General features: G+C 70.8%; 21 protein-coding genes and 1 rRNA gene. 4 read left to right on the plus strand and 18 right to left on the minus strand.

Annotation, left to right across the window (positions count from 1 at the left end; genetic code table 11):
• Window positions 1-28: 28 nt before the first annotated feature.
• From ACZ4Z1_RS06335 to ACZ4Z1_RS06380, 10 genes are all read right to left on the minus strand, one after another.
• Entirely contained in the window at window positions 29-1,252 is a 1,224-nt protein-coding gene (locus ACZ4Z1_RS06335) for an AAA family ATPase (protein WP_468485372.1), read from the minus strand.
• A gap of 119 nt (window positions 1,253-1,371) precedes the next feature.
• The gene (locus ACZ4Z1_RS06340) at window positions 1,372-1,758 is read right to left on the minus strand and encodes a GNAT family N-acetyltransferase (RefSeq protein WP_468485435.1); all 387 of its coding nucleotides are present in this window, start codon (window positions 1,756-1,758) and stop codon (window positions 1,372-1,374) included.
• A 204-nt stretch (window positions 1,759-1,962) separates the two neighbouring features.
• Complete coding sequence (locus tag ACZ4Z1_RS06345) at window positions 1,963-2,772, minus strand: S1 family peptidase (RefSeq protein ID WP_468485373.1); 810 nt, start codon at window positions 2,770-2,772, stop codon at window positions 1,963-1,965.
• A gap of 293 nt (window positions 2,773-3,065) precedes the next feature.
• Window positions 3,066-3,878 (minus strand): serine protease, encoded by an 813-nt coding sequence (locus ACZ4Z1_RS06350; protein ID WP_468485374.1) that lies wholly within the window; start codon window positions 3,876-3,878, stop codon window positions 3,066-3,068.
• 273 nt (window positions 3,879-4,151) lie between these two features.
• Window positions 4,152-5,096: a hypothetical protein gene (locus tag ACZ4Z1_RS06355; RefSeq protein ID WP_468485375.1), complete on the minus strand. Its 945-nt coding sequence runs from the start codon at window positions 5,094-5,096 to the stop codon at window positions 4,152-4,154.
• Window positions 5,097-5,196: 100 nt separating this feature from the next.
• Complete coding sequence (gene hemB / locus ACZ4Z1_RS06360) at window positions 5,197-6,192, minus strand: porphobilinogen synthase (protein ID WP_468485376.1); 996 nt, start codon at window positions 6,190-6,192, stop codon at window positions 5,197-5,199.
• On the minus strand, window positions 6,189-7,838 hold the full coding sequence (locus ACZ4Z1_RS06365) for a bifunctional uroporphyrinogen-III C-methyltransferase/uroporphyrinogen-III synthase (RefSeq protein WP_468485377.1): 1,650 nt from the start codon (window positions 7,836-7,838) through the stop codon (window positions 6,189-6,191). The genes hemB and ACZ4Z1_RS06365 overlap by 4 nt, the downstream gene beginning before the upstream one ends.
• Window positions 7,835-8,812, minus strand: a complete 978-nt coding sequence (gene hemC, locus ACZ4Z1_RS06370; protein ID WP_468485378.1) for a hydroxymethylbilane synthase — start codon at window positions 8,810-8,812, stop codon at window positions 7,835-7,837. The genes ACZ4Z1_RS06365 and hemC overlap by 4 nt, the downstream gene beginning before the upstream one ends.
• Window positions 8,809-10,248 carry a glutamyl-tRNA reductase gene (locus tag ACZ4Z1_RS06375; protein ID WP_468485379.1) on the minus strand — a complete coding sequence of 480 codons (1,440 nt, stop codon included), beginning with the start codon at window positions 10,246-10,248 and terminating at the stop codon, window positions 8,809-8,811. The genes hemC and ACZ4Z1_RS06375 overlap by 4 nt, the downstream gene beginning before the upstream one ends.
• Window positions 10,245-11,087: a redox-sensing transcriptional repressor Rex gene (locus ACZ4Z1_RS06380; protein WP_468485380.1), complete on the minus strand. Its 843-nt coding sequence runs from the start codon at window positions 11,085-11,087 to the stop codon at window positions 10,245-10,247. Before ACZ4Z1_RS06380 ends, ACZ4Z1_RS06375 begins: the two co-directional genes overlap by 4 nt.
• Window positions 11,088-11,442: 355 nt before the next feature.
• On the opposite strand from ACZ4Z1_RS06380, the gene ACZ4Z1_RS06385 reads away from it, so the two are divergent.
• The 4 genes from ACZ4Z1_RS06385 to ACZ4Z1_RS06400 all read left to right on the plus strand — a co-directional run bounded on the left by ACZ4Z1_RS06385 (window position 11,443) and on the right by ACZ4Z1_RS06400 (window position 16,355).
• A complete protein-coding gene (locus tag ACZ4Z1_RS06385; protein WP_468485381.1) occupies window positions 11,443-11,721 on the plus strand; it encodes a glutaredoxin family protein in 279 nt (92 codons plus the stop codon).
• A 328-nt stretch (window positions 11,722-12,049) separates the two neighbouring features.
• Complete coding sequence (locus ACZ4Z1_RS06390; RefSeq protein WP_468485436.1) at window positions 12,050-12,937, plus strand: HAD family hydrolase; 888 nt, start codon at window positions 12,050-12,052, stop codon at window positions 12,935-12,937.
• 932 nt (window positions 12,938-13,869) lie between these two features.
• Complete coding sequence (locus ACZ4Z1_RS06395) at window positions 13,870-14,652, plus strand: ECF subfamily RNA polymerase sigma factor, BldN family (RefSeq protein WP_468485382.1); 783 nt, start codon at window positions 13,870-13,872, stop codon at window positions 14,650-14,652.
• A 470-nt stretch (window positions 14,653-15,122) separates the two neighbouring features.
• A complete protein-coding gene (locus ACZ4Z1_RS06400) occupies window positions 15,123-16,355 on the plus strand; it encodes a DUF5667 domain-containing protein (protein ID WP_468485383.1) in 1,233 nt (410 codons plus the stop codon).
• Between the two features lie 171 nt (window positions 16,356-16,526).
• On the opposite strand, the gene ACZ4Z1_RS06405 is transcribed toward ACZ4Z1_RS06400, so the two are convergent.
• The 8 genes from ACZ4Z1_RS06405 to rrf form a co-directional block, all read right to left on the minus strand.
• Window positions 16,527-17,531 carry a lysophospholipid acyltransferase family protein gene (locus ACZ4Z1_RS06405; RefSeq protein ID WP_468485384.1) on the minus strand — a complete coding sequence of 335 codons (1,005 nt, stop codon included), beginning with the start codon at window positions 17,529-17,531 and terminating at the stop codon, window positions 16,527-16,529.
• A gap of 14 nt (window positions 17,532-17,545) precedes the next feature.
• Window positions 17,546-18,595 (minus strand): NAD-dependent epimerase/dehydratase family protein, encoded by a 1,050-nt coding sequence (locus tag ACZ4Z1_RS06410; RefSeq protein ID WP_468485385.1) that lies wholly within the window; start codon window positions 18,593-18,595, stop codon window positions 17,546-17,548.
• A 456-nt stretch (window positions 18,596-19,051) separates the two neighbouring features.
• Window positions 19,052-19,150 (minus strand): 30S ribosomal protein bS22, encoded by a 99-nt coding sequence (locus ACZ4Z1_RS06415; RefSeq protein ID WP_003948845.1) that lies wholly within the window; start codon window positions 19,148-19,150, stop codon window positions 19,052-19,054.
• A 119-nt stretch (window positions 19,151-19,269) separates the two neighbouring features.
• Window positions 19,270-19,479: a helix-turn-helix domain-containing protein gene (locus ACZ4Z1_RS06420; RefSeq protein ID WP_051831566.1), complete on the minus strand. Its 210-nt coding sequence runs from the start codon at window positions 19,477-19,479 to the stop codon at window positions 19,270-19,272.
• Window positions 19,480-19,607: 128 nt separating this feature from the next.
• On the minus strand, window positions 19,608-20,462 hold the full coding sequence (locus ACZ4Z1_RS06425) for a phosphatase (RefSeq protein ID WP_468485386.1): 855 nt from the start codon (window positions 20,460-20,462) through the stop codon (window positions 19,608-19,610).
• 110 nt (window positions 20,463-20,572) lie between these two features.
• Entirely contained in the window at window positions 20,573-21,754 is a 1,182-nt protein-coding gene (locus tag ACZ4Z1_RS06430; RefSeq protein ID WP_468485387.1) for an acetoin utilization protein AcuC, read from the minus strand.
• A gap of 121 nt (window positions 21,755-21,875) precedes the next feature.
• Window positions 21,876-22,529: an HAD family hydrolase gene (locus ACZ4Z1_RS06435; protein ID WP_468485388.1), complete on the minus strand. Its 654-nt coding sequence runs from the start codon at window positions 22,527-22,529 to the stop codon at window positions 21,876-21,878.
• Between the two features lie 138 nt (window positions 22,530-22,667).
• A 5S ribosomal RNA gene (gene rrf / locus ACZ4Z1_RS06440) occupies window positions 22,668-22,784 on the minus strand.
• Window positions 22,785-22,933: the final 149 nt, after the last annotated feature.

Consider the following 22,933-nt stretch of genomic DNA (forward strand, 5'->3'; position numbering starts at 1 on the left):
CTGCCCGCCGGCCTACTCGCTCCGCGCCTCACAGTTCGTCCTCCGTAAGGTCACCGCCGAGTACGCCGGAGAACCACAGTTCACCGAGCGGCCGGTCCCCGGCCTCGGCGGCGATCTCCTTGACCTCGCTCTCCGCCAGTGCCGGGATGATCGACGCACCGCTTTCTTCACGGTCACACACGATGAACTCGTGCGGCTGCAGGCGGTCGACCAGCGCCGGCGAATGGGTCGCCACAATGAACTGGGTCCGTGCAGAGGCCTCTCGCAATCGCTCCACGATCAGTTCCAGTGCTTGCGGGTGCAGGCCGTGGTCAATCTCTTCGACGCAGGTGAGCGCGGGAGGGTGCGGGTCGTAGAGCATGGCCAGCAGGCCCAGGAGCCGCACCGTTCCGAAGGAGGCGTCGGCCAAGGGGGTGGTGCGGCGCAGTCCTCGCTCGTGGAGGACGACGGCGAGTCGGTCAGCGTAACCACCGACCTGTTCGAACTCGATCGCCTCAAGTTGCGGCAGTATGCGGCGCGCGTCCTTCGTGAGGTGTTCCCAGCGATCCTCGTCCGCGCTGAGCTGGACGAGGAATGCAGCCAGGTTTTCGGCGTGCGACTGCAAGCGGTCGGCAAGGGTGGATCGGGCGCGGGTCGGCTGCCGGGCAGCGGTGACATCCACGTCGAAGACCCGGAATGAGGAGAGGCGTTCGGCGACGCGCGTCACTTCCTCTCCACCGTCCGATCGCCCCAGGCGCGGGAGTGTCGACAAACCGCTGCTGAGCCGCTGCATGCCGAACCTGGTGTTGTCGTCCTCGCGCCCGGCTCTCTCGTCGACCACGCGCGCCTCATCACCTGAAATGGTGATTCGTCGTCCCCTGCCGCGAGTCCGCTTGAACCGGAAGCTCTCGTGACGCGACAGCGTGTAGGAGTGGCGGCTGGTCGGTGTGGCGCGCCTTCGAATGGTCAGTGCGTACTCGTCCGGTGCCTTAGGGCTCGCATGCGTCGTCCAGGTGGCTTTCAGCTCGATCTTCATCGAGGTCGGAGGCTTCTCGCCGCCCCAGAATCCCACCTCGTCGAACCCACCGCGATCGTCGAGCGCGGGTTGCAGATCCGTTCGGATGATCGAGGCGAGGAAGTCGAAGACCTTGAGAACATTCGACTTTCCCACCCCGTTCGGGCCCACGAGCACGGTCAGTGGGCCAAGGGGGATGGTGACGTCACGCAGACTGCGGAAGTTCTCTACGTGAAGCTCCAAGAGGCGGCCAGGCATGAGATGAACCTATCGGGTGCCCGCTGGGTCGGCTCGGAGAACAGCCCGATGACTCATCGCTGTGGGCAGCACGGGCTCGGAGAGACAAAGACGGTTGGCGCCGCGCGTCACGCTTACGCCTAACCCGTCACCTTGTAAAAGAACGTGCAGTCCCGAAGCGCCCCTCCCGGGTCCGCCGCATACGACGGGACCGTGCCGTACGGGACCGTGCCGTACGGGACCGTGCCGTACGGGGCCCAGCCGCTGCGGCGGTACGGGTGGTCCGCCGGGCCGGCGGTTTCCGTGTCGAGGAAAAGGAGGCGGAAACCGGCGCGAGCGGCCCACTGTTCGGCCGTGGTGAGGAGGGAGCAGCCGAGGCCCTGGCCGCGGGCGGACCGGTGGACGACGGCTTTGACGATCTCGGCCCGGTGGCGGCCGTTCGGTTTCTGCGGGTGGGCGGGGCTGATCGTGCCGGTGATGCCTTCGGGGCCTTCGGCCGCGAAGATGTCGAGCGTGCCGTCGGCCAGGGCGGAGCGCTGTGTCCGCCACGGGAGCCGCCGGCGACGGTGTCGGTGAGGAGGTCGCCGGGTGCCGGACCGACCGGCTTCGCGATTCTCGTACTCGGGAAGTTGTCCCGGGTGCGGGAGGCGAGGGCAAGAGGTTTCCGGGACGGGTCCGCGTCACTTCAGCGCGACATCCCGGGCCGACCGCGCGGCCCGGGACGCGTCCGGTCAGCCCGCCAGCTTGTTGGCGGCCTTCTCGATCTGCGCGGAGAAGGCGCTCACCTTCGTGTAGACGCCGGGCTTGCCGGGCCGTGCGCAGCCCTCGCCCCAGCTGGTGATGCCGACCTGGACCCAGTCGCCGTCCTCGTCGCGGCGGAACATCGGGCCGCCGGAGTCACCCTGGCAGGTGTCGACGCCGCCCTCCGCCACGAAGCCGGCGCAGAGCTCCTCGCCGGGGGTCAGCAGGTCGCCGTACGCCTGCTTGCAGGCGGTCATGTTCACGAACGGGACCTGGGCCTTGCGCAGGTAGCGCTGCTGCGCGCCGCCTTCGCGGCTGGCGCCCCAGCCGGTGATGGTGAACTTGCCGCGGTCGAACGTGTCGTCCTCGGCGAGGTGCAGCGTCTCCTGGTTCTTGATGGGCGTGGCGAGCTTGATCAGCGCCCAGTCCTTGCCCTTGCCGTTGTACCCGGGTGCCTGCGCGACCTCGGTGGACTTCACCTTGATCGCCTTGGGGTTCTGGAGATCCACGACGCCCGCGGTGACGGTGATGGACGTGTTGGGGCCGCTGCCGTCCACGCAGTGCGCGGCGGTCAGGACGACGTCCTGCCGGATGAGGGAGCCACCACAGCCCATCGAGAGCCGGACCATGAACGGGAACTCGCCCTGCTTGGCGGGCGGTCCGCCGATGATCTGCTGGCCGGGGGTCGGCGTCGGGGCGGGAGCGGCGCTGGCGCCGCCTGCCGACTGGAGTGCGACCACCGCCGCCACGGCGGCGCCAACGGCTATGGATCTCTTGATACATCTCGCGGAGCGCTTCAAGGACTTCCCTCTCGCGTCGGAGGCACATCGGTCCCCAGCTGTTGCCACGCGGCACACCGCGGCACGACCGGGCGCGAAGAGCTGCGCCGGATGTGCCGTGGTGAAGCTGGAGCGTTGTGATTATGTGGACGCGCCCCAAAGATGCACAAGGTTCTGAAACCGGCCACGTCCCGAGTACGGCGACGTATCCGCATCTGGGTGGTTCGGACCAATTGCCGCTCGGGTACGGGCGGGTGGGCGGCGAAGCGGCCGAACCGGCGGCCGCCGCGCGGCGCGCACCCGCCCGCCCGGACTCAGCGTCGCAGCTGGTCCGCGGCCTTCGCGATGGCCTGCGAGAAGGCGCTCACCCGCGTGTAGACGCCGGGCTTGCCGGGCCGTGCGCAGCCCTCGCCCCAGCTGGTGATGCCGACCTGGACCCACGCGCCCGCGTCGTCCTTGCGGAACATCGGGCCGCCGGAGTCGCCCTGGCAGGTGTCCACGCCGCCGGTCCGCATGATCCCGGCGCAGATCTCCTCGCCGGGGATGTACGAGCTGCCGTACGCCTGGCGGCAGGTCGCGGTGTCGACGAAGGGCACCGTCGCCTTGCGCAGGTAGCGCTGCTGCCCGCCGCCCTCCCTGGTGGCGCCCCACCCGGCGACGACGAAGTCGCCCTGGTCGTAGCGGCCGTCCGTGGTGGTGCGCAGGGTGGGCAGGTTCACGGGACGGGCCAGCTTGATCAGTGCCCAGTCCTTGCCCTGGCCGTTGTAGCCGGGCGCCTGGAGCACCTTGGTGGACCTGACCTTGATCGCGCTGGAGCTCTGGAGGTCCACGACGCCGGCCGTGGCGGTGATGGAGGTGTTGTTGCCGCTGCCGTCCACGCAGTGCGCGGCGGTGAGCACGATGTCCTGGCGGTAGAGCGCGCCGCCGCAGCCCATGGACAGCCGCACCATGAACGGGAACTCGCCCTGTGCGGCGGGCACACCGCCGACGACTCTCGTGCCGGGGGTGCCGCTCGACGGTGTCGGCTCGGTGGCGGCGCTCGCGGCGCCGGGCTGCAGCGACAGGGCCGCCAGGGCGACGGCGCCGAGGGCGACGGATCTCTTCAGGAATTTCGCGGAACGGTTCAACGGGCTTCCTCTCCGAGGGGGTGGTACGGACCCGGTCACCGCGCCGGGTCTCTCGTGTCCTGCACATGCCAATCACGCGTCAGAGGTGCCACCGGAACAGGAAGTACGTGGGGGAAGGGGCACGTGGGGGAAGGGGCACCACGACGCGGCAGAGCGTTGCGATTATGTGGACACCACGAAGGGGGCACAAGCCACGGAACCGGCCAACTGCCCGTCAAGGGATGGGAGTTACCGGGCGCGCTCTCCGGAGAGAGCGCGGCCCGCACCGCGCGGTCAGGCGCCGTAGTGGATGGTGCCCGTCAGCGCCGACGCGCTGTCGTCACAGAACTGCTTGAAGCGGGCGGCGAGACCCGACGCCTTGCCGTCGTCGGCGAAGTACAGCCGGTCGACGGTGAATTCGCCGGTGGTCGTGTTGCAGCCGTGGGCGTTGCCGGACACCTCCATCCGAGCGCCATGCTCGGCGCCGGTGACCTGGTACGTACGCCCCGCCGCCAGCCGCTCTCCCAGCGGCGGCCGCAGATCGGCCGTCCAGTCCTCCCGCTTGCCCTCGGCCGTGAACAGCACGCCGCCGTCCGGCCCGTCGGAGAGCGTGAAAGTGCTGGTGGAGCCGGTGTGCGTCATCGACTTCCCCTGGCCGGTCCAGTCCCCCGGCTGACTCTCGTAGGCATACGAAAGCGGCAGCGCGCGGTACTCGACCGTCCCCTTGAGCGGCGGGGCGGTCGCCGACTCGCACCGCTGCGTGTAGGAGGCATCCAGGAGCGTGATCGAACCGGCTTCGTCCGTGGCGATCTGCTCCACCGTGAACCGGCCGTACACCTGACCACAACCACGGCCGTTGCCCCAGACGTCGAGTCCCGGCGAGCGGCCCGTGCGGGCGGGCGCGATCTCGGCGTCCCGGTAGACGCCGGGGCGCAGTCGCTCGCCCTTGGGAGCGGCGAGTTCGATCTCCCACCAGTCATGGGCGGCCTTCACACTGATCCGGGCGTATCCGGCGTCGCCCGCCATCGTGATCTCGGCGGCCGGCTCCCGGTACGCACCCGAGCGGCCCTCACCGATGTAATCCCCCGCCGCGCTCGTGTACGCATACGACGTCACCGGCACCGGCCCCTCCGCCGCCACCGCCGGCGCGCCCAGCACCCCACCGATCCCGGCCGCCGTACACAACGCGACGGCGGCGCTCCCCACGGAGCGCCGCCATCTCTTCAGGCGATGTCTCATTCCCTGCACCCCTCCCTGTCGTCACGTCGCCTTCCCTTTTCCCGTGCGGGAGTTGGGTACACCTGTGCGACGTGGCGGCAGAGGAGCCGCGGGCGGGGGACTAGAGCTTGCGCGCGACCTCCGTCGCCCAGTACGTCAGGATCATGTCGGCCCCCGCGCGCTTGAAGCCGGTCAGAGCCTCCAGGATCGCCGCGTCCCGGTCGATCCAGCCCTTCTCGGCGGCGGCCTCGATCATCGCGTACTCACCGGAGATCTGGTACGCGGCGACCGGCACGTCCACCGATTCCGCGATCTTCGCCAGCACGTCCAGGTACGGCATGCCCGGCTTGACCATCACCATGTCGGCGCCCTCCTGGAGGTCGAGCGCCAGCTCGCGCAGCGACTCGCGGGAGTTGCCGTAGTCCTGCTGGTAGGTCTTGCGGTCGCCCTTGAGCGACGAGCCGACGGCCTCGCGGAAGGGGCCGAAGAAGGCCGAGGCGTACTTGGCGGTGTAGGCCAGGATCGACACGTCTTCGTGGCCGGTCTGGTCCAGCGCGTCACGGACGACGCCGACCTGGCCGTCCATCATGCCGCTCGGGCCCACCACGTGGACGCCCGCGTCCGCCTGGACCTGCGCCATCTCGGCGTAGCGCTCCAGCGTCGCGTCGTTGTCCACCCGGCCCTCGGCGTCCAGGACACCGCAGTGGCCGTGGTCGGTGTACTCGTCCAGGCACAGGTCCGACATGATCACCAGGTCGTCGCCGACCTCGGCGCGCACATCGCGGATGCCCTGCTGGAGGATGCCGTCCGGGTCCGTGCCGGCCGAGCCGGCCGCGTCCTTCTTCGCGTCCTCCGGCACACCGAACAGCATGATCCCGGCGACGCCCGCCTCGACCGCCTCGACGGCGGCCTTCCGCAGCGTGTCACGGGTGTGCTGCACGACGCCCGGCATCGCCTGGATGCTCACCGGCTCCGAGATCCCCTCCCGCACGAACGCGGGCAGGATCAGGTCCGCCGGGTGCAGGCGGTGTTCGGCGACCATCCGGCGCATGGCCGGCGTGGTGCGCAGCCGGCGCGGCCGCGCACCGGGGAAGTTGCCGTACGTACTGCTGCTCAACTGCGAGCCCTCCTACGCGATCCGGGCCGGCGCTCGCTGGGGCGCGTGACCGGGTCTCCGGCCTCCAGCGCGGCATCGCGCCGCGCCGCGCCGAAGTCCGCGAGCGCTTCGGCCAACTTGTGCACCGAGGGCTCGGGCGACATGACGTCCACGCGCAGCCCGTGCTCCTCGGCGGTCTTGGCGGTGGCCGGGCCGATACAGGCGATCACGGTCACGTTGTGCGGCTTGCCGGCGATGCCGACCAGGTTGCGCACCGTGGAGGACGAGGTGAACAGCACGGCGTCGAACCCGCCGCCCTTGATCGCCTCGCGGGTCTCCTGCGGCGGCGGCGAGGCCCGTACGGTCCGGTAGGCCGTGACGTCGTCGACCTCCCAGCCCAGCTCGATCAGGCCCGCCACCAGCGTCTCGGTGGCGATGTCGGCGCGCGGCAGGAAGACGCGGTCGATCGGGTCGAAGACCGGGTCGTACGGCGGCCAGTCCTCCAGCAGGCCGGCCGCGGACTGCTCGCCGGACGGCACGAGGTCGGGCTTCACGCCGAAGGCGACCAGCGCCTTGGCGGTCTGCTCGCCCACCGCGGCGACCTTGATCCCGGCGAACGCGCGGGCGTCGAGCCCGTACTCCTCGAACTTCTCCCGGACCGCCTTGACGGCGTTGACCGAGGTGAAGGCGATCCACTCGTAGCGCCCGGTGACCAGGCCCTTGACCGCGCGCTCCATCTGCTGCGGGGTACGCGGCGGCTCCACGGCGATGGTCGGCACCTCGTGCGGCACCGCGCCGTACTCGACGAGCTGGTCGGAGAGCGAGGCGGCCTGCTCCTTGGTACGCGGCACGAGGACCCGCCAGCCGAACAGCGGCTTGTTCTCGAACCACGAGAGCTGGTCGCGCCGGGCCGCGGCACCGCGCTCACCGACCACGGCTATGACCGGCTGCCCGCCGTCCGCCGACGGCAGCACCTTGGCGGCCTTCAGCACCTGGGCGACCGAGCCGAGCGTCGCGTTCCAGGTGCGCTGGCGCGTCGTCGTACCGGCGACGGTGACCGTCATCGGCGTGTCGGGCTTGCGGCCCGCGGAGACCAGCTCGCCGGCGGCCGCGGCCACCGCGTCCAGCGAGGTGGACACGACGGCGGTCGCGTCGCTGGTGCCCACCTCCGTCCAGCAGCGCTCGTCGGCGGTCCGCGCGTCGATGAAACGCACGTCCGTGCCGTCCGCGTCGCGCAGCGGCACACCGGCGTACGCGGGCACGCCGACCGCGGCGGCGATGCCCGGCACGACCTCGAAGACGACGCCCTCGGAGGCGCACGCCAGCATCTCCTCGGCGACGTGCGCGTCCAGTCCGGGGTCGCCGGACACCGCACGCACCACCCGCTTGCCGGTGCGCACAGCCGACATGACAAGATTGGTGGTGTCCCTAAGCGCGGGGACACCGGCGGTGGTTGACGCCTCGTCAGCCGTCGGCTGCTGCGGCGTGTCCACATGCGGCCGCGCATGCGCACGGACGACGTCGAGCACCTGCGGATCGGCGATCAGCACGTCGGCGCGCGCCAGTGCCTCGACGGCACGCAGCGTCAGCAGGCCCGGGTCTCCGGGACCGGCGCCGATGAAGGTGACCTGGCCGGCGGCAGGGTGATTCGGGGCGGTGGGGCTCAAAGTGCTCGCTCCCCCATAAGACCGGCCGCACCCTTCGCGAGCATCTCGGCGGCGAGTTCGCGCCCCATGTTCACGGGGGTCGCCGCGTCGCCGAGAGAGGCGGGTACGTGTCCGGTGGTGGACAGCTGCACCAGCGTCGAGCCGTCGGTCGTGCCGACGACGCCACGCAGGCGCATTTCGGTGACAGCCTGCCCGTCGGCCTGCAGGTCGGCCAGCGCACCCACAGGTGCGGAGCAGCCGGCCTCCAGGGCGGCGAGCAGGGAACGCTCGGCGGTCACGGCGGCCCGGGTGAACGGGTCGTCGAGCTCGGCGAGCTGGGCGGCGAGCTGCGCGTTGTGCGCGGCGCACTCCACCGCCAGGGCCCCCTGGCCGGGGGCGGGCAAAACCAGGTCGGGCGACAGGTGTTCCGTCGCCTCCTCGATCCGGCCGATCCGGGAGAGTCCGGCCGCGGCCAGCACGACCGCGTCCAGCTCGCCCTTCTCGACGTAACCGATACGGGTGTCGATGTTCCCGCGGATCGGTACGGCCTCCACCCGCCGGCCCAGCGAACGCGCCCAGGCGTTCAGCTGCGCCATGCGGCGCGGCGACCCCGTACCCACGCGGGCACCGTCCGGCAGCTCCTCGAAGGTCAGACCGTCGCGGGCCACCAGCACGTCACGCGGGTCCTCGCGCAGCGGTACGGCGGCCAGCGCCAGGTCCTCGGGCTGCGCGGTCGGCAGATCCTTCAGAGAGTGCACGGCGAAGTCGATCGTCCCGTCGAGCAGCGCGTCGCGCAGCGCGGAGACGAACACACCGGTGCCGCCGATCTGCGCCAGGTGCTCCCGCGAGGTGTCGCCGTACGTGGTGATCTCCACCAGTTCGACGGGGCGGCCGGTCAGCTCGCGCACCGCCTCGGCGACCATGCCGGACTGGGCCATGGCGAGCTTGCTGCGCCGCGTCCCCAGCCGCAGGGCCCGTGGATTGCTGTCAGTCATGCCCGCTCCCGTGCTGTGTGCGGGCCGTCGGCCCGCGTGTTGGCCCGGCTGACGGCGGCAACCGTCTGCGGGTCGAGGTCGAAGAGTTCACGCAGCGCGTCCGCGTAACCGGCGCCGCCGGGTTCGCTGGCCAGCTGCTTGACCCGCACGGTGGGCGCGTGCAGGAGTTTGTCGACGACCCGGCGCACGGTCTGGGTGATCTCCGCGCGCTGCTTGTCGTCAAGGTCGGGGAGGCGGCCGTCCAGCCGGGCGATCTCGCTCGCCACGACGTCCGCCGCCATGGTGCGCAGCGCCACCACCGTCGGCGTGATGTGCGCGGCCCGCTGCGCGGCGCCGAACGCGGCCACCTCGTCCGAGACGATGCCGCGCACCCGGTCCACGTCGGCCGCCATCGGAGCGTCCGCGGACGCGTCCGCCAGGGACTCGATGTCGACGAGGCGCACGCCTTCGGCCCGGTGGGCGGCGGCGTCGATGTCCCGCGGCATGGCGAGGTCGAGCAGCGCCAGCTCGGCGGCCGGCGCGACGGCGCTGCCGGCGCCGCCCGCGGTTCCGGCGTACCCGTCACCGGCCGCGGTCCGGGCGGCGCGGGTCTCCGCGGCGGCCACGATCGCCTCGCCGGTCAGCACCAGGCCGGTGGCGCCGGTGCAGGAGACGACGACGTCGGCGAGGGCCAGCTCGGACTGGACGGCGGGCATGGCGACGGCGCGGGCGGTCAGCCCGTTCAGCGCGCCCGCCGAGCCCGGCTCGGTCAGGATCCGCGTCAGCCGCTCGGCCCGCTCCACCGTCCGGTTGGCGACCGCCAGTTCGCTGATCCCGGCTCGTACGAGCGTGGTCGCGGCCAGCGAGGACATCGAGCCGGCGCCGATGACCAGGGCGCGCTTGCCCCGGGCCCACTCGGCGACGTCGGCGCCGTCGGCCAGCTGCTCCAGACCGAAGGTGACCAGCGACTGGCCCGCCTTGTCGATACCGGTCTCGCTGTGGGCGCGCTTGCCGACCCGCAGGGCCTGCTGGAACAGGTCGTTCAGCAGGCGGCCCGCGGTGTGGTGCTCCTGCGCGACCGCGAGCGCGTCCTTGATCTGGCCGAGGATCTGGCCCTCGCCCACGACCATCGAGTCCAGACCGCAGGCCACCGAGAAGAGGTGGTGGACGGCCCGGTCCTCGTAGTGCACGTACAGGTAAGGGGTCAGCTCGTCCAGGCCCGCGCCGCTGTGCCGGGCCAGCAGCGTGGACAGCTCGGCGACACCGGCGTGGAACTTGTCCACGTCCGCGTACAGCTCGATGCGGTTGCAGGTGGAGAGCACCGCGGCCTCGACTGCCGGCTCGGCCGACACCGTGTCCTGGAGCAGCTTGCCGCGCGCCTCGGGGGCGATGGCGGCGTGCTCCAGCACGCTCACGGGGGCACTGCGGTGACTGAGCCCTACGACAAGGAGGCTCATGCCGGCATCACGGCGGGCACGTCCCCGTCGGGTCCCTTACGGTCGGACGGCCCGGCGGGGGCGTCTGCGGCCGGGGCTTCCTGGGCCGCGGCCTCGCGTACCTCGCGCAGGGCCCGCCGGGCCTCACGCGCGGCGACGGCGCGGGCGTCGTCGGACTCGTCGTCCTGCCCCGTGTCCTCGCCCGCCTTGCGCTGCTCGTGGAAGGCCAGGATCTGCAGCTCTATCGACAGGTCGACCTTGCGTACGTCCACGCCGTCCGGGACGGTCAGCACGGTGGGCGCGAAGTTCAGGATGGAGGTGACACCGGCGGCCACGAGCCGGTCGCAGACCTGCTGGGCGGCGCCCGCGGGCGTGGCGATCACGCCGATCGAGACGCCGTTGTCCTTGATGATCTTTTCCAGCTCGTCGGTGTGCTGGACGGCGATGCCCGCCACCGGCTTGCCGGCCATCGCCGGGTCGGCGTCTATGAGCGCGGCGACGCGGAACCCGCGGGAGGCGAAGCCGCCGTAGTTGGCCAGGGCGGCGCCGAGGTTACCGATACCGACGATCACTACCGGCCAGTCCTGCGTCAGGCCCAGCTCGCGGGAGATCTGGTAGACGAGGTACTCCACGTCGTAGCCGACCCCGCGGGTGCCGTACGAGCCGAGGTAGGAGAAGTCCTTGCGCAGCTTCGCGGAGTTGACCCCCGCCGCGGCGGCGAGTTCCTCGGAGGAGACCGTGGGGACCGAGCGCTCGGAGAGCGCGGTCAACGCGCGCAGATACAGCGGAAGCCGGGCGACGGTGGCCTCGGGAATCCCTCGGCTTCGGGTCGCCGGTCGGTGAGTTCGGCCAGTTGCCACGGTGCTCCTGCGGGTAGAGCGGGGCTGTGGACGGCCGTAGGTTTCCCGACCGCCCCGTCGACAGCAGGCTATGTCTTTGTGAACGCGTGCACAAAGATGGTGTCCGCTTTGTCCGGCCAAAGTGACCGGGGTCACGCGCCTTTTACGCCCCTTCGCGGAACCAACTCCTCCGGCGCACCGTTCACACGTTTCGCGCCGGTAACACAGGAGCGCCGACGGCAGCACGCGTCCTCACTCCTCACCGCTATCCCCCCGGAAACCTACAAATCGCCCACCGATGGTAGTCGACTCAGGCGACTATCCGCGCCCGCGCGACAGAGCCGACGAAGCTCCAGGCGGAGGCACAATTGCGGGTATGGCCTCCCTCTTCAGCCGCAGCACCCGCAAGAATCCCGCCGACAGCACGGTCACGCTCATCGGCAAGCCCGGCTGCCACCTGTGTGATGTCGCACAGGAAGTCATCGAAAGAGTCTGCGCCGAGACCGGCGCCTCCTGGGAGAAGAAGGACATCACCCAGGACCAGGAGCTGTACCGCAAGTACTGGGAACAGATTCCGGTCGTCCTCGTGGACGGCGCACAGCACGATTTCTGGCGGGTCGACCCCCAGCGGCTGCGCAAAGCACTGGGCGCCTGACGGCACGAGCCCCCGGCCCGGCAACAGTACGAGCCCCTCTACGCCCGGCAGGCCCGGCCACGTACGGCATCGGAACCACCCGGCGTACGCCCGCACGGCGGCGCACGCCCCGGCAGCCCGGCGCCGCCGCCGGGATGGCCGTAACGCAACGGTCGACCGGACCGCGGCCGCCCGACACCCGGCCGTAACCGGCCGCACCGAACAACCTGGCTACGCTAGCCACATGGCCCACCCGTCGTCCGCCCGCCGTCCCCGTAGGAACGCCTACGGCGCGCTCCTCCCCACGGGGTGGTTCAGCCGCCGTAGGCGCCCCGCCACCGCGCGCAGCGTGCTCGCAGGCGAGGCCGCGGCCGAGGCCGCGCGCAAGTCCTCGCTGGAAGCCGAGGCGCAGGAAGCGGCCGCCCAGGGCGAAGGCGCCGAGGAGCCGGAGTTCCCGGTCGTCGGCGACACCCACGCCGCCGCCTTCTTCGACCTCGACAACACCGTCATGCAGGGCGCCTCCCTCTTCCACTTCGGACGCGGCCTGTACAAACGGCGCTTCTTCCACAAGCGCGACCTGGCCCGCTTCGTCTGGCAGCAGATCTACTTCCGCTTCATCGGCTCGGAGAACCCCGAGCACATGGCGGACGCCCGCAACAGCGCGCTCTCCATCGTGCAGGGCCACCGCGTCTCCGAGCTGATGACCATCGGCGAGGAGATCTACGACGAGTACATGGCCGAGCGGATCTGGCCCGGCACCCGCGCCCTCGCCCAGGCCCACCTGGACGCGGGCCAGAAGGTCTGGCTGGTCACCGCCGCCCCCGTCGAGACCGCGACGATCATCGCCCGGCGGCTCGGCCTGACCGGCGCGCTCGGCACCGTCGCCGAGTCCGTCGGCGGCGTCTACACCGGCAAACTGGTCGGCGAGCCGCTGCACGGCCCCGCCAAGGCCGAGGCCGTACGGGCCCTGGCCGCCGCCGAGGGCCTGGACCTGTCGCGGTGCGCCGCCTACAGCGACTCCGCCAACGACATCCCGATGTTGTCCCTGGTCGGCCACCCATACGCGGTCAACCCCGACGGACGCCTGCGCAAGCACGCCCGCGAACAGGGCTGGCGGCTGCGCGACTACCGCACCGGCCGCAAGGCGGTCAAGATCGGCATCCCGGCGGCGGCCGGCGTGGGCGCGCTGGCGGGCGGCGCGGCGGCGGCGGTGGCGCTCCAGCGGCGGCGGCGCTGAAGCGGTTCTTCTTTCTCTTCTTCGTGGTGGGGGTGCGCGTTCCTGTGTCCTCAAACGCCGGACGGGCTTGGTACGCGGTCTGCCGGTGGGTGGGGGCTCGGGGCCATACAGGGGTCACTCCTCGGCACCGTTGAGCCCTTCTAATGCGATTCGGTAGCCGGGAACCCGGCTGCCTGCGGGGAGACCCCTGTATGGCCCCGAGCCCGCGCCGTATGCGGCTTTCCGAGCATCTGGGCTGGGGGCATGCACAAGCCGAGCCCCATCCGGCGGACGTGTTGGGGTAGCTGCGGCCCACCGGGCTCACGTGACAATGCCGAGCGCCGGGCAACGGGCTGCCTTCCCGCCCCACCGCCAGGGACCTCACCCCCAGGAGAGCGGGCACCAGGATCATCGACAGACTCCCCCCAGCTGTCCCGGACTCGCCAAATCGGCCCGAGGGGGTGCGTAGGGGGCCATCCCCGCAGGCAGCCGGGGACCCGGCCACCGAATCCGCACTAGTAGGGCTCAACGGTGCCGTGGGGGTCCCCCCGGCCGAAGGCTGGGGGAGAGTTGGCCCCCTGCGCACCCCCGCCCCCCGTACAAAGCAACGCGATCCGCGCGACAGCGCGAAAACTCCCGCGCACCCACCGGGCCAATCCCCATTGCATACCCCCACCCCACCCCACCCAGTCCCGTCACCCCCGCTCCGCCACAACCCGGCTCGCAACCAGGCAGATCACGTTCCTTTCTGATCAATATCTGCTCAGGAATCGATACTTGATCGGGCATGAACTCGTAACGGAGCAGAAGTAATCGATGATTTGAGCAACTGGGTGTAGCGCTGCCTGTACGAAGCGTTATTCTCCTCAGACGCAAACCGGTACCCACGCGTCCCTACGACGGGTGAACGGTCCCGCACTGCACGTGATGGAAGCTCTGCCTCTGGGAGTCCCGTGTACCCACACGTCGGGGTTGACGCCTCGGGCCTGGCTACGCTGCGTACGACACTCGTCGACCACCTGCGCAGTTTTGTCCCCACCGCGATCGCCGTCCCCGCATTCGCCACCGCCACCCCCGCCGGACCCTGCTACGCCCTGGCCGACGGGAGCACCACCACAGTCGGCAAGACCGGCGGCAGAACCCGCCGCGGCGCGGGCACGCCCACCGCCCGGCGCCCGGCCGACAGCGACAGCCGCCGCATGATGGACCTCGTCGAGCGGGCCCAGGCCGGCGAGGCAGAAGCGTTCGGCCGGCTCTACGACCAGTACGCCGACACGGTCTACCGCTACATCTACTACCGCGTGGGCGGCCGGGCCACGGCCGAGGACCTGACCAGCGAGACGTTCCTGCGCGCCCTGCGCCGCATCGGCACCTTCACCTGGCAGGGCCGCGACTTCGGCGCCTGGCTGGTCACCATCGCCCGCAACCTGGTCGCCGACCACTTCAAGTCGTCGCGCTTCCGCCTGGAGGTCACCACCGGTGAGATGCTCGACGCCAACGAGGTCGAACGCAGCCCGGAGGACTCGGTCCTGGAGTCCTTGTCCAACGCGGCGCTGCTGGAAGCCGTCCGCAAGCTCAACCCGCAGCAGCAGGAGTGCGTGACGCTGCGCTTCCTCCAGGGCCTGTCGGTCGCGGAGACCGCTCGCGTCATGGGGAAGAACGAGGGCGCCATCAAGACGCTCCAGTACCGGGCCGTACGGACCCTGGCGCGACTGCTCCCGGACGACGCCCGCTGACCGCCGCCAGGGCATACGGACCGCGGCCCGTGCCGCCTGCCGAGCCCCCGTCCCCGCCCGCGTCCCCGTGCCCACTGCGCTTCCGCCTGCCTCACCGCCCCGGACCGTCCGCTCCGGCCCACCGCCAGGACTAACGCTTGGACCACCGCCCCGATCGCCTGAATCTCCCGGACCGACGTTGACGGCCATCCCGCCCGCACACCGCCCGCGCCCGCGGACACGCCCGGCGCCGGCGCCACGACGTCCGACCGCGGGTGATCGTTCGTGACCGTTCGGTCAGATCATCGTGAGTGCGTAACCCAAGTGCCGCGGCGCTCGTTGTGCAGAACGCAGGCTCCCTGCGGTCACGCCATGCCCGCACCTACTCACTCGATCGAGTGGATGCGAGCAGGGCGTGCAACCTTCCGGCCCGTCTGGATAGTCAAGCCAGTCCGGGGAGTCGAGCGGGATGACGAGAGGAGGTGCCGCCCGTGATCGCGAACGTATCGGTGCACCGGCGGGCTAACGCCTTCGCCCAGGCCCTGGAGGATCAGGTCCTTCCGGGCGCGGCGGCCGAGGACGAGGTCGGCACACCGGCGGAAGCGTGCGGAGAAACAAGGCTGTTGGCGCTCGCCGACACCCTCGGAGAACTGCCCAGGCCGGAGTTGGACCCCGAGGTCAGGACCGTCCACCGGGCCCAGCTCATCGCGGCCATGGAGGCGGCCTTCGCCGAGGGCGGCGCGTCCGACGGCTCACGGGTGCCGCAGCAGCGCGGGACACGCGGCGCGCACCGCGCGGCGAAGTCCCTGGGCCGGCTGCGCCCCCGGTCGCGACTGTCCAAGGGGCTCGCGGCGGGCGGTCTGACGGTGGGCGTCGCAGCCGGTGCCTTCAGCGGCGTCGCCGCCGCCAGCTCCGACGCGCTCCCCGGCGACTCGCTGTACCCCCTCAAGCGCGGCATGGAGGACCTCAAGCTGAACCTGACGGACGACGTGTCCGACCGCGGCCGCCTCTTCCTCGACCAGGCGTCCACGCGCATGTTCGAGGCGCACCGCCTCATGGAGCGCATCCGCTCCGGCCCCCTCGACCACGAGTCGCTCGGCGAGATCCGCAAGGCGCTGTCCGGCGTCAAGCAGGACGCCGGCGAGGGCCACCGCCTCCTCCACGAGGAGTACGAGCGCGACGGCTCCCTCGGCCCCATCCAGACGCTCAACTCCTTCACCAAGTCGCACCGCGACAGCTGGAGCCGGCTGCGCGACCGCCTGCCGGCCCAGCTGACGGACGTACGCGACGAGGTCAGCTCGGTCTTCGACGCCATAGACGAAGAGGTCGGCCCGCTGCGCTCCCTGCTGCCCAAGAACCCGGGCGGCGAGAGCCACCAGGAGAGCGCCCCCGAGGCTCCCGCGCCGGGCACCACCCACGGCCGTACGGACCATCCGTCACCGTCCGGGAAGAGCGCCTCCTCGTCCGGCGAGGCCGACGGCTCGCACACGCCGCAGCATCCGCCGGCCTCGTCCCCGTCCCACGAGGCCGAGGGCCTGCTCGGCGGCAGTACGGGCGGTCTGCTCGACCCGCCCGCCGACGCCGGCACCCCGGAGCCGGACGGCAAGGGCTCCGGCAAGGGCAAGGGCAAGGAGACGCCGCACGAGCCGGACGTCACCATCCCGCCGCTGCTCCCCGGGCTGCTGCCGGACATCGGCCTGGACGGCAAGAACCCGCTGGGCTGACCCGCCCGCGTCGGTGCCGCCGACGCCGCGACGCCCCGGCGCCACCACACGGCGCCGGGGCGTCGCGGCGTCCCACGGGCCGCCACCGACCCGTACGGCCCCTCGGCAGACCACCGGCGCCCCATAGGCACCGAAGCCCTCAGCAGACCACCGGCGCCCTCAGGGGCACCGTCAGAAGAACACCGAGCGCCGCTGCACCAGCAGCTTGTACAGGGTGTGCTGGATCGTCTCCCGTACCTGGTCCGTCAGGTTGAACATCAGCATCGGGTCGTCCGCCGCCTCCGCCGGATAGCCGTCCGTCGGGATCGGCTCCCCGAACTGGATCGTCCACTTCGTCGGCAGCGGCACCAGACCCAGCGGCCCGAACCACGGGAAGGTCGGCGTCAGCGGGAAGTACGGGAAGCCCAGCACCCGCGCCAGCGTCTTGGCGTCCCCGATCTTCGGGTAGATCTCCTCGGCGCCCACGATCGAGCACGGCACGATCGGCACCCCGGCCCGCAGCGCGGTGGAGACGAAGCCGCCGCGCCCGAACCGCTGGAGTTTGTAGCGGTCCGCGAAGGGCTTGCCGATGCCCTTGAAGCCCTCCGGCATCACCCCGACGACCTCGCCGCGCTCCAGCAGCCGCTGGGCGTCCTCGGCGCAGGCGAGCGTGTGCCCGGCCTTGCGCGCCAGTTCGTTGATCACCGGCAGCACGAAGACCAGGTCGGCCGCGAGCAGCCGCAGGTGCCGGCCGGCGGGGTGGTGGTCGTGCACCGCGACCTGGAGCATCAGCCCGTCCAGGGGCAGCGTCCCGGAGTGGTTGGCGACGATCAGCGCGCCGCCGTCCGCCGGGATGTTCTCGATGCCCTTGACCTCGACCCGGAAGTACTTCTCGTACAGGGGCCGCAGCAGCGACATCAGGACCTGGTCGGTCAGCTCCTCGTCGTAACCGAAGTCGTCGACCTCGTACTCACCGGTGAGCCGTCGGCGCAGAAAGCGCAGGCCGCCGGCGATCCGCTGTTCCAGGGACGCCCCCGGCGCCTCCTGCGGCACTCCCGCCGCCTGCTCCTGCCCGCCCTGCCGTCGCGGCTCCGGTACGGGCGACAGCGGCGTACGGCGGCCTCCGCGGCCCGGCCGCTTGACCTTCCTGCGCGACCGGGGCTCCTCGCCGAAGGGAATGACCTTGGCGTCCGCCATCGTGGGTGAACTCCTCACTGGGTCGGGCCGCTGCGTGCGGGCAGCACGGCGGCGAGCCGGTCGACGGTACGGGCGAGGACCTCGGGCGGCAGCAGCCCGGGCCCACGGCTGCGGGCGAACTCCGCGAAGGACTCCGCCGTCGTGTATTTCGGGTGAAACCCCAGTGTCTCGCGCATCTGGGCCGTCTGGACGACCCGGCCGTGCGTGAGCATCCGGATCTGCTCCGGCGAGAAGTCGGTGATGCCGACCGAGCGCAGCGCGGTACCGGCCCAGGTGACCGTCGGCAGGAACAGCGGCAGTGTGGGCCGGCCCAGCCGTCGCGAGCACTGGGAGAGCAGCAGCGCGCCGTCCCCCGCGATGTTGAACGTGCCGCTGTTGAGCGTGCCGCGGCGCGGCTTGCCGGCGGCCAGGCACAGCGCCTCGATCGCGTCGTCCTCGTGGACGAACTGCAGGCGCGGGTCGTAGCCCAGCACCGTGGGCAGTACGGGCAGCGAGAAGTACTCGGCGAGCGGCGAGTCGGCACACGGGCCGAGGATGTTGGCGAAACGCAGCACACACACCGCGACGTCCGGCCGGCGCCGGGCGAAGCCGCGTACGTACCCTTCGACCTCGACCGCGTCCTTCGCGAAGCCACCGCTGGGCAGTGACTTCGGCGGCGTGGTCTCGGTGAAGACCGCGGGGTCGCGGGGCGCGGAGCCGTACACACTGGTGCTCGACTTCACCACCAGCCGTTTGACGTGGGGCGCTTTCTGGCAGGCGCCGAGCAGCTGCATGGTGCCGATGACATTGGTCTCCTTGACCGTCGCCCGGCTGCCGCGGCCGCCCAGTGGCGTGCCGTTGATGTCCATGTGGACCACGGTGTCCACATTGGTCTCGGCCAGCACTCTGGCAATGGCCGGATGCCTGATGTCGGCTTTGAGGAAATCGGCGCCGCCCAATTGGTGCTCGGGCTCCACCGCATCGACTCCGATCACCCGGCCGACGTCGGGGTCGCGCTGAATGCGTCGTACGAACCGGCCCCCCAGTTGCCGTGCGACTCCAGTGACGAGCACGACCTTTCCCAAGATCAGCCCTTCCTTCCCGCCCTTTGTCCCTCACGTGAGCCGAGCTGTGCGGCCACGCTATCGGGTCGTTGTTGCGCTGTGATGACCGCGGGATGCGCAGAGCTACATTTCAAGCCTTGGCCCGAGGTTTGCCCTCGGCGTCGGCCGATTTTCCCGCGGCCCCGGAGCCGGTGCGCTCCCGCGGTCCGCACATTCCAGGAACCCCGCCGGGCCGGAACACCCCGCCCCGCCCGGTGACGCCATCCGGGTATCCGCGCCGCGTCCGGTGATCCGGGCACCGTCGCGGACGGGGCCGGCGGCGGGACGCGTACGAGTGCCGCCGCACGTTCCGTACGGCCGGACCGTCCGCCACCCGGTCCGCGTCCCACCGAGTGCACCGCGAAGCCGCCCCCAAACGCACCGCAGCCCCCCACCGCCTGATGCGGTGAGAGGCTGCGATATCGCGATCAGCGTCGCTTACTTCTTGTTGCGACGCTGAACACGGGTGCGCTTGAGCAGCTTGCGGTGCTTCTTCTTGGCCATCCGCTTGCGCCGCTTCTTGATAACAGAGCCCACGACTACCCTCGCTCACTTCGTATCACTCGGTGCGGGGCGTCCGAGCCCACACTACCTACATCGGGCCAGCCTACCCGGCGACGAGCCTACGGCGTAATCCGAGGGTCACCTTGAGCCCCTCAGGCCGATTCCACCCCCACATAGGACTCACGGAGGTAGTCGTGGACCGCTTGCTCCGGGACCCGGAAAGACCTCCCCACTCGGATCGCGGGCAGATGACCGCTGTGCACCAAGCGGTACACGGTCATCTTCGACACTCGCATCACCGTGGCGACCTCCGCCACGGTCAGGAACACGACCTCGTTGAGAGGCCTTTGCTCTGCAGCCATGACACACCTGAACCTTCCGCACATGACGGGCACCGGCTTCCCCTCCGGTGACTCCCCGTCGCTGTGCGCTCACTCCCCAGGTTAGGGGCGGGTGATGCGAGTGGGGAAGAGGAGCAGCGATCGGCCGCCTACTGTGACAGACACGCTCGATTGAGTACATAGCGAGTAAGCGGTCGGTAGTAATCAGACCGCACAGCGTCATCAAGCGGAACTACGGCGGACACCCGCCCCTCCGCCTTTCCGACGAACAGCGCGGGATCATCCGTATCCGCCAGTCCGATGGCCTCAAAGCCCAGCTGACCTGCTCCGCAGACCCATCCGTGGTCACCGATCACCAGCTCGGGAAGGGGTCCGCCGGCGTCTGCCGCGGCGTCGAGGGCGGTACGAACCGGGAGGGGGGAGTGGGTGTGCACGCCCGGCTCACCGGCGGTGCGCCGCACGCCCGGTTCGCGCATCAGCGCGACTCCCCGTACGTAGTCAAGGTTGTACGTGCGTACCCCGAATCGGGTCGCTATGTCGACACAGTCGCCATACGCCGGGGTGAGAAGGGGACATCCCGCCGCCGACAGAGCGTCTGCCAGGCCGCCGTAGAAGCCCAGCAGCCGGTGCGGGTGGCCGGTGCCGATCAGTACCGGAGCGTGCCGGGCGGCCGCCGCACCGAGCCGGTCCGCGAAGGCGTCGAGCCCCACCAGCGTACGGTCCGGATCGATCACATCTGGGCCGGAAGTGTGCCCAGGGTCGGCTGAAACTCCACACTGCTCAGCCATCACCTGAAGCACTTCACTCACAGACCAGTCGTTCTCGGGCTCAAGACCGATCAGTACGCGCGGGTCGCCGGCCGCGAACAGCCGGTACCGGGTCAGGCTCTTCTCCCGCGAGGTCGCGATCGTCCCCGCCAGCCGCGTCCTGACCACGTACGACTTCAGCACTTCGGCCTCCGCCGCCCCGTCCGTCCCCGCCCCGGTGCCCCACACGGCCCCCATGCTGACGGCTCCGGCGACCGGCCCATGCCCGAACCGCCCAGTAGTCACACATCCGGGCGCATTGGCCCCGAAGTGCCGCCCCTTCGGGACGAAACCGGCCCCACGGCCCCCTACGGCAGCAACCCGTGCGCGGGGAACACCGCCCGCCGCGTCGCCAGCACCGCCTGGTCCAGGCGGTCGGCCGGGTCGTACCCGGCGGCGGCGAAGTCCCGCCAGCCCGCCCCGCGCCCGTCCGTCATCCGGTGCGGCCCGTCCTGCCGCGTACGCCGGAACACCTCGTGCCGCCACTCCTCCGGCACCGGGGACGTCGGCTCGATCGGGCGGCCCGCCGCGATCGCCACCAGGTGGGTCCAGGCGCGCGGTACGACATCGACCACCGCGTAACCGCCGCCTCCCAGCGCGACCCACCGGCCGTCGGCGGTCTCGTGCGCCAGGTCGTGGCAGGCCGCCGCCACCGCCCGCTGCGCGTCCAGGCTCACCGCCAGGTGCGCGAGCGGGTCCTCGAAGTGGGTGTCCGCGCCGTGCTGCGTCACCAGGACGTCCGGCCGGAACGCGGCCAGCAGGTCCGGCACCACCGCGTGGAAGGCCCGCAGCCACCCCTCGTCGCCGGTGCCGGCCGGCAGCGCCACGTTCACCGCGCTGCCCTCGGCGCCCTGCCCGCCGGTCTCCTCCGGCCAGCCGGACTGCGGGAAGAGCGTCCGGGGGTGCTCGTGCAGGGAGATCGTGAGGACCCGCGGGTCGTCCCAGAAGGCGGTCTGCACGCCGTCCCCGTGGTGCACGTCCACATCCACGTACGCGACGCGCTCGGCGCCCAGTTCCAGGAGACGGGCGACGGCCAGCGCCGCGTCGTTGTAGATGCAGAACCCCGCCGCGCCGCCCGGCATCGCATGGTGGAGCCCGCCCGCGAAATTCACCGCGTGCAGGGCCTCGCCACGCCACACGGCCTCCGCGGCGCCCACTGATTGCCCCGCGATCAGCGCCGACGCCTCGTGCATCCCCGCGAACGCCGGATCGTCCTCGGTGCCGATCCCGTAGGCCGGGTCGGCAGCCTTCGGGTCGGCGGACGCCTGCCGTACGGCGTCGATGTAGTCCTCGCGGTGCACGAGCCGCAACGTGGAGTTCCCGGCGGCCTTCGCGGCCACCACTTCCACCGCGTCAGGCCCCCGGTCGAGTCCGTACGCCTCCACCAACCGCATGGTCAGCGCGAGCCGGACCGGGTCCATCGGATGGCCGGGCCCGAAGTCGTAGCCCGTTACTGCCTCGTCCCACATCAGCTGTGCACGGCCGCTCATGCCCGTCACCGTATCGGTCGAGTGGTGCGGCGGGAGGTGGGGCGGCAGATGGGGAGGCGGGCGGTACGGCCGGGGCTGGAGCTACGGCTGCGGATGCGGCCGGGGCGGCTCGGGCAGGTGGTTACGCGAGCAGGGCCGGAAGCTCTTCCATGCGCGCGAAGAGGCCGGTGACTCCGCCGGCCGCGGTGAGCTTCTCCTCGGAGGTCATCGCCGTGAAGCCGTACACGTCCATACCGGCGGCGACGGCGGCCTGGACGCCGAGCGGGCTGTCCTCGATCACCGCGCAGCGCGCCGGCGCCACGCCCATCTCGCGGGCCGCGTGCAGGAACAGGTCGGGGGCCGGCTTGCCCTTGCCGACATCCTGCGAGCTGAAGATCCACTCTTCCTCGAACCACTCGTCGAGGCCGGTCTTGCGGTGGCCGACGCGGATCCGCTCGTGGCTGCCGGAGGACGCCACGCAGTACGGCGTCCCGTCCGCCGTCAGCTTGCCCAGCACCTCGTCCACGCCGGCGACCGGCTCCAGCTCCCGCTCGAAGGCTTCGAAGACGCGCGTGTGCAGCGTGGTCTCGAAGTCCTCGGGGAGGAGCTGCCCCGTCCGCTCCTTGACCAGGTCGTGCACCCGGTGCACCGCGGCGCCCATGTAGTCGCGCAGCGATTCGTCGTAGGTGGTGGGGTGGCCGAGTTCGGTGAGGTAAGCGGCCAGGATGGTGTTGGAAAGGGGCTCGCTGTCGACGAGCACACCGTCGTTGTCGAAGATGATGAGGTCATAACGCATCCTTCGAGCGTAAACGCCGTGCCCGGATGGACCGAATAATGCGCGGTGGCCCGAATTCGCGTACTCCAAAGACGCCGGGAACGCAAAAAAGCTCCGGTCCCTGAACCATCAAGGTTCAGAGACCGGAGCTGAAAAATCGTTCGGCGGCGTCCTACTCTCCCACAGGGTCCCCCCTGCAGTACCATCGGCGCTGAAAGGCTTAGCTTCCGGGTTCGAAATGTAACCGGGCGTTTCCCTAACGCTATGACCACCGAAACACTATGAAGATGAACTCCAGCCAGCAAAGGCGAGTTCGTTACTTCAGAACTAACACAGTGGACGCGAGCAACTGAGGACAAGCCCTCGGCCTATTAGTACCAGTCAACTCCACCCGTTACCGGGCTTCCATATCTGGCCTATCAACC

Source organism: Streptomyces sp. NPDC030165 (genome assembly GCF_055573595.1).

Coding starts and splice junctions, on each gene's coding strand:
- ACZ4Z1_RS06335 (WP_468485372.1), bottom strand. CDS start 1,252: ATGCCTGGCCGCCTCTTGGAGCTTCACGTAGAGAACTTCCGCAGTCTG.
- ACZ4Z1_RS06355 (WP_468485375.1), bottom strand. CDS start 5,096: ATGAGACATCGCCTGAAGAGATGGCGGCGCTCCGTGGGGAGCGCCGCC.
- hemC (WP_468485378.1), bottom strand. CDS start 8,812: ATGACTGACAGCAATCCACGGGCCCTGCGGCTGGGGACGCGGCGCAGC.
- ACZ4Z1_RS06375 (WP_468485379.1), bottom strand. CDS start 10,248: ATGAGCCTCCTTGTCGTAGGGCTCAGTCACCGCAGTGCCCCCGTGAGC.
- ACZ4Z1_RS06385 (WP_468485381.1), top strand. CDS start 11,443: ATGGCCTCCCTCTTCAGCCGCAGCACCCGCAAGAATCCCGCCGACAGC.
- ACZ4Z1_RS06405 (WP_468485384.1), bottom strand. CDS start 17,531: ATGGCGGACGCCAAGGTCATTCCCTTCGGCGAGGAGCCCCGGTCGCGC.
- ACZ4Z1_RS06420 (WP_051831566.1), bottom strand. CDS start 19,479: ATGGCTGCAGAGCAAAGGCCTCTCAACGAGGTCGTGTTCCTGACCGTG.
- ACZ4Z1_RS06425 (WP_468485386.1), bottom strand. CDS start 20,462: ATGGGGGCCGTGTGGGGCACCGGGGCGGGGACGGACGGGGCGGCGGAG.
- ACZ4Z1_RS06430 (WP_468485387.1), bottom strand. CDS start 21,754: ATGAGCGGCCGTGCACAGCTGATGTGGGACGAGGCAGTAACGGGCTAC.
- ACZ4Z1_RS06435 (WP_468485388.1), bottom strand. CDS start 22,529: ATGCGTTATGACCTCATCATCTTCGACAACGACGGTGTGCTCGTCGAC.